This window comes from uncultured Nostoc sp. (assembly GCF_964245575.1).
GTDB lineage: Bacteria > Cyanobacteriota > Cyanobacteriia > Cyanobacteriales > Nostocaceae > Nostoc.
Genome location: NZ_CAXTNP010000353.1, coordinates 3,215 through 7,023, shown reverse-complemented (window position 1 = coordinate 7,023; position 3,809 = coordinate 3,215). Strand labels below are relative to the sequence as shown.

Genomic DNA, 3,809 nt, shown 5'->3' with positions numbered 1-3,809 from the left:
GGGGAAGCAGGGGAAGCAGGGGAGAAGAAAAACTATTGATTCTTGCTCAATCCCCAATCCCCAATCCCCAATCCCTAAAATACCCCAGTCTGGGTTTCGACCTCAATCAAATCAAAGCGATAATTTTCAATCACGGGATTTGCTAGCATTTGGTCACAAATGCGATCAAGGTCTTGACGCGCTTTCTTTTCATCAGACGAGGTAATGGTGAGTTCAATGTACTTACCAATCCGCACCTGGTCAACGTTCTCGTATCCCATTTGCTTAAGACCGGATTGTACAGCTACGCCAGCAGGGTCTAAGACTGAAGGACGAAGCGTCACGAAAATTTTGGCTAGATACTTGGTTTGCACGGGCTTTTGCTGAATGCTGCGATCGCTATACTATAACTTTCTGTTCCAACTGAGTGAAAATAAGATTACGAAGCGGTTAAAGTTAATTGATTAATTAGCTCATCTAACAGCTTCAACTACAGTGGCATATTTAAATAATTGTCTATGAGAGCCATACGCACCCGCAGTCAAGAGCGTATTTTCAACCTACTGAAAACCATCAAAAAAGGCATTTCCGCCCAGGATATTTACGTAGAACTACGTAACACAAATCAGAGCATGGGTTTAGCAACAGTTTACCGCTCCCTAGAAGCCTTAAAACTCGAAGGCATGGTACAAGTGCGGAACTTGGCTAATGGTGAAGCCCTGTATAGCCTAGCGCAGCAAGACAAACACCATCTTACTTGCTTGCAATGCGGCGTCTCAATTCCAATTAATCAATGCCCCGTTCATGACCTAGAAGACCAGTTAGAATCCAGCCATAAGTTTAAAGTTTTTTACCACACCCTAGAGTTTTTTGGGTTGTGCAGCGAATGCCAAGTAAATCAAGCTAGTGGGATTAGTCAATAGTCATACCAATTCTATCAGAGGAATAAAGCGTGTTTTACTCTTGAATTATGATTGGAGCTTTCAAAGTCTCCGGCTTTGCTTCTGAATTCTCTTGTAATAAATGCTTTATTCAAATAAAACTCAACCAACTAAATACATCTGCAACTGTTAATTGCCAATTTTCCAAAACACTCAAAACGGGTAAGATATCTTGCTGTTCTTTTAATTCTGGTAATTTATTGGGTTCAAAAATCATGATTGACTCATCAGCAGAATCGAGCAACCAACCTAGCTTTGCTCCATTTTGAATAGAAAATGTAATTTTGCGGATAACTCGGTTGGGTGATTGTTCCGGTGATAGAATTTCGATTATCCAATCTGGGGGAATCTCAAATTTATTTGTAATTTTACCTTTAGCATCAAGGGGAATTCTTTGCCATTCAAATACAGCAATATCTGGTACTATTGAACGACCTTGAAATGTAAAGCGTAATTCAGGAAAGGCATAAGCTAATTTTTGTAGTTTTGCAACTTGATTTATGGCAGAAGCTAATTCAATTTGGAAAGTACTGTGTTCTCCTTGGGGCATAGGTTTTTGGGAAATTTGCCCGTTAAAATACTCACTTGCTGGCTTTGTCTCTGGTAGTTTTAAAAACTCTTCTACATTTAATGCTGTAGTTGGCTCAATAGATAAGGTCATAATTTACAACTTATCAAAGCTTGATTATTTTATCACTGGAAGAATGCGACTATTTAGTGCTTAGGTGTAGCCCGCACAACTCTTGGAGACGCTCTTGCTAGCTTGCTTGCCCGTAGGGGTACGACAAGCTCTATGACCATCGTAGACATTGCATTCGCCTCACTAGCCATTGTAATTTTATAAATGGGTTAGATGAAATTATCAGGCGATCGCATAAAGTTCATAACGTTCTAGAAGAAAATCGATTAACGCGAATAACTTTTCCTGTTAATGTTGATTCCGTAGAAATCACCACATCAATATTTGTTGCTAATCGATTCCAATTTAAATCATATTTGCAGGCAATTATCCCGGTATGTTTGGGTTTAATATTATGTAATTTAAAAAAATCACGACGATTAATAGTTAATACAGCCCGATTTTCTAATATCGCAACTGAAATAAGTAGACCAATTATAATCAACAGGTGCAGCATCATGATTTATCTGAAACCGCACTGGCGCTAACTCCGTAAAATCATTCGCTAATGCTCCTAACTCTGCTGCAAATTTATACGCTACAAAAAACTCTAACAGCGACCGATGCGCTGGAGTATAATCACCATCAGCATTGCGAATGAGCATTGTTTGCCCCATCATGTCGTAATGCCAATGGTCTAAATCCTTCTCTTCCTGTACCACTGAACCAAATAACCGCCGAATGTGTGTCAGGGAAAAGCCGATAATTGAGGCTCATTTGGTCAGTAGACAGCATTTCCCAAGAAAGTTCGCACAAAAAGTATAGCTTTTCTGCCAAAGAAGTAAACGTGCGATCGCTCTTAATATCCCGTTCCATTTTCCGCCGCACCGTGTACAAGTAAACCCGCGACATATCCACAGGTTTACCCGCCTCAATATCTGGCAAAGCTTTCAAAATTAACTCAGTCATCACTAGACGAGCTAAATCCAATAATTGCGGATTTACCATTACTTGTTCAACCGTTGCAGCTTCCGTTTGGTGCGACAATACCAGTCGAATTTGCTCGTGCGATCGCAATAATAGCGTTGAATATCTGTTCTGGGTTAATTATCATCATTAGTCATTGGAAAGAGAGGAAGAGACAAGGAAGAAACTTGTCCCCTTGTCCCCATTCTTAACTAGGGCGGTTTTTTTCTAATCCTGGGATTTGTTTAGAAAACAATTCGTTAGAGTTAACCTGACCATCTGAAACGACAGAACGTATGCTCTCTAAAGCAGCAGGAATGGAACGCGGATCTATAAAAATCACCTTGCTGCTATCGCTTTTACCAATTGTCGCGCCCATATCGAGATAACCCAAGGCAAACAAAACTTCAACTGCTTTATTGGCATTGGGGTTATTGTGGAGCTTTTGGGCAATAATTTCTGATGACTCTGCGATCGCCTGGGCTTTCAAAACCTGCTGCTGACGTTCCGCTTGAGCTTTCAGAACGATCGCCTTTTGTTCAGCTTCAGCCTGCAAAATTACCGATTTTTGACGAGCTTCGGCATCCAATATTTGTGCCTCAGCTTTACCTCTGGCGCTATTGACAGCAGCTTCGCGATCGCCTTCAGAAGTTAAAATTGCTGCCCGTTTGCGTCGTTCTGCCGACATTTGCAATTCCATTGATTCTCGCACCGCCTGAGACGGAATAATATCTCGCAATTCTACCCGTGTCACTTTCACACCCCAAGGATCGGTAGCAACATCCAAATCCTGTAATAAAAGTTCACTAATGTGCGAACGAGCAGTAAAGGTTTGATCTAACTCTAGTTGCCCCATTTCGGCGCGAATTTGAGTCAGCACCATGTTTACCATTGCCGACTGGAGATTTTCTACCTTATACCAGGCTTTTTCCATATCCACGATGCGCCAATAAAATACTGCATCTACCTCAATGCCAACGTTGTCACGGGTAATGCACTGTTGGGGAGGAATATCTAAGACTTTTTCTCGGATAGTTTCTTGGTAGACAACTCTATCTACGAAAGGAATGACAAAGTTTAGTCCTGGTTCCAACTTTTTGTTATAACTACCCAATCTTTCCACCAAAGCTTCATTGCCCTGATTGACAACTTTCACAGAACCTGCTACAGCAGAACCACCAAGGGCTAAAAATACTAGTAAAAAGAACTGTTCCATTGTGAATCTCCTGATTTTTAATAAAGGGAGTGGGGAGTTAGGAGTAGAGACGCGATTTATCGCGTCTGTACAGGAGTTAGGAGTAGAG

The 3,809-nt window shown here is 41.1% G+C and carries 5 protein-coding genes and 1 pseudogene; 1 reads left to right on the top strand and 5 read right to left on the bottom strand.

Annotation, left to right across the window (positions count from 1 at the left end; genetic code table 11):
* Window positions 1–74: 74 nt before the first annotated feature.
* Window positions 75–353: a phosphoribosylformylglycinamidine synthase subunit PurS gene (gene purS / locus ACFFAP_RS34060; protein ID WP_100897184.1), complete on the bottom strand. Its 279-nt coding sequence runs from the start codon at window positions 351–353 to the stop codon at window positions 75–77.
* Between the two features lie 144 nt (window positions 354–497).
* Here purS and ACFFAP_RS34055 point away from each other — a divergent pair, with 144 nt between their 5' ends.
* Window positions 498–902 (top strand): Fur family transcriptional regulator, encoded by a 405-nt coding sequence (locus ACFFAP_RS34055; protein WP_375515353.1) that lies wholly within the window; start codon window positions 498–500, stop codon window positions 900–902.
* Window positions 903–1,011: 109 nt separating this feature from the next.
* On the opposite strand, the gene ACFFAP_RS34050 is transcribed toward ACFFAP_RS34055, so the two are convergent.
* The 4 genes and pseudogenes from ACFFAP_RS34050 to ACFFAP_RS34035 all read right to left on the bottom strand — a co-directional run bounded on the left by ACFFAP_RS34050 (window position 1,012) and on the right by ACFFAP_RS34035 (window position 3,721).
* Window positions 1,012–1,581, bottom strand: a complete 570-nt coding sequence (locus ACFFAP_RS34050) for a Uma2 family endonuclease (RefSeq protein ID WP_375515352.1) — start codon at window positions 1,579–1,581, stop codon at window positions 1,012–1,014.
* A 220-nt stretch (window positions 1,582–1,801) separates the two neighbouring features.
* Window positions 1,802–2,056: a DUF5615 family PIN-like protein gene (locus tag ACFFAP_RS34045; protein ID WP_375515355.1), complete on the bottom strand. Its 255-nt coding sequence runs from the start codon at window positions 2,054–2,056 to the stop codon at window positions 1,802–1,804.
* Window positions 1,995–2,604, bottom strand: a pseudogene (locus tag ACFFAP_RS34040) (NTPase (NACHT family)); the annotation flags it as partial. The pseudogene ACFFAP_RS34040 and the gene ACFFAP_RS34045, both read right to left, overlap by 62 nt.
* 109 nt (window positions 2,605–2,713) lie before the next feature.
* A complete protein-coding gene (locus ACFFAP_RS34035) occupies window positions 2,714–3,721 on the bottom strand; it encodes an SPFH domain-containing protein (protein WP_375515354.1) in 1,008 nt (335 codons plus the stop codon).
* Window positions 3,722–3,809: the final 88 nt, after the last annotated feature.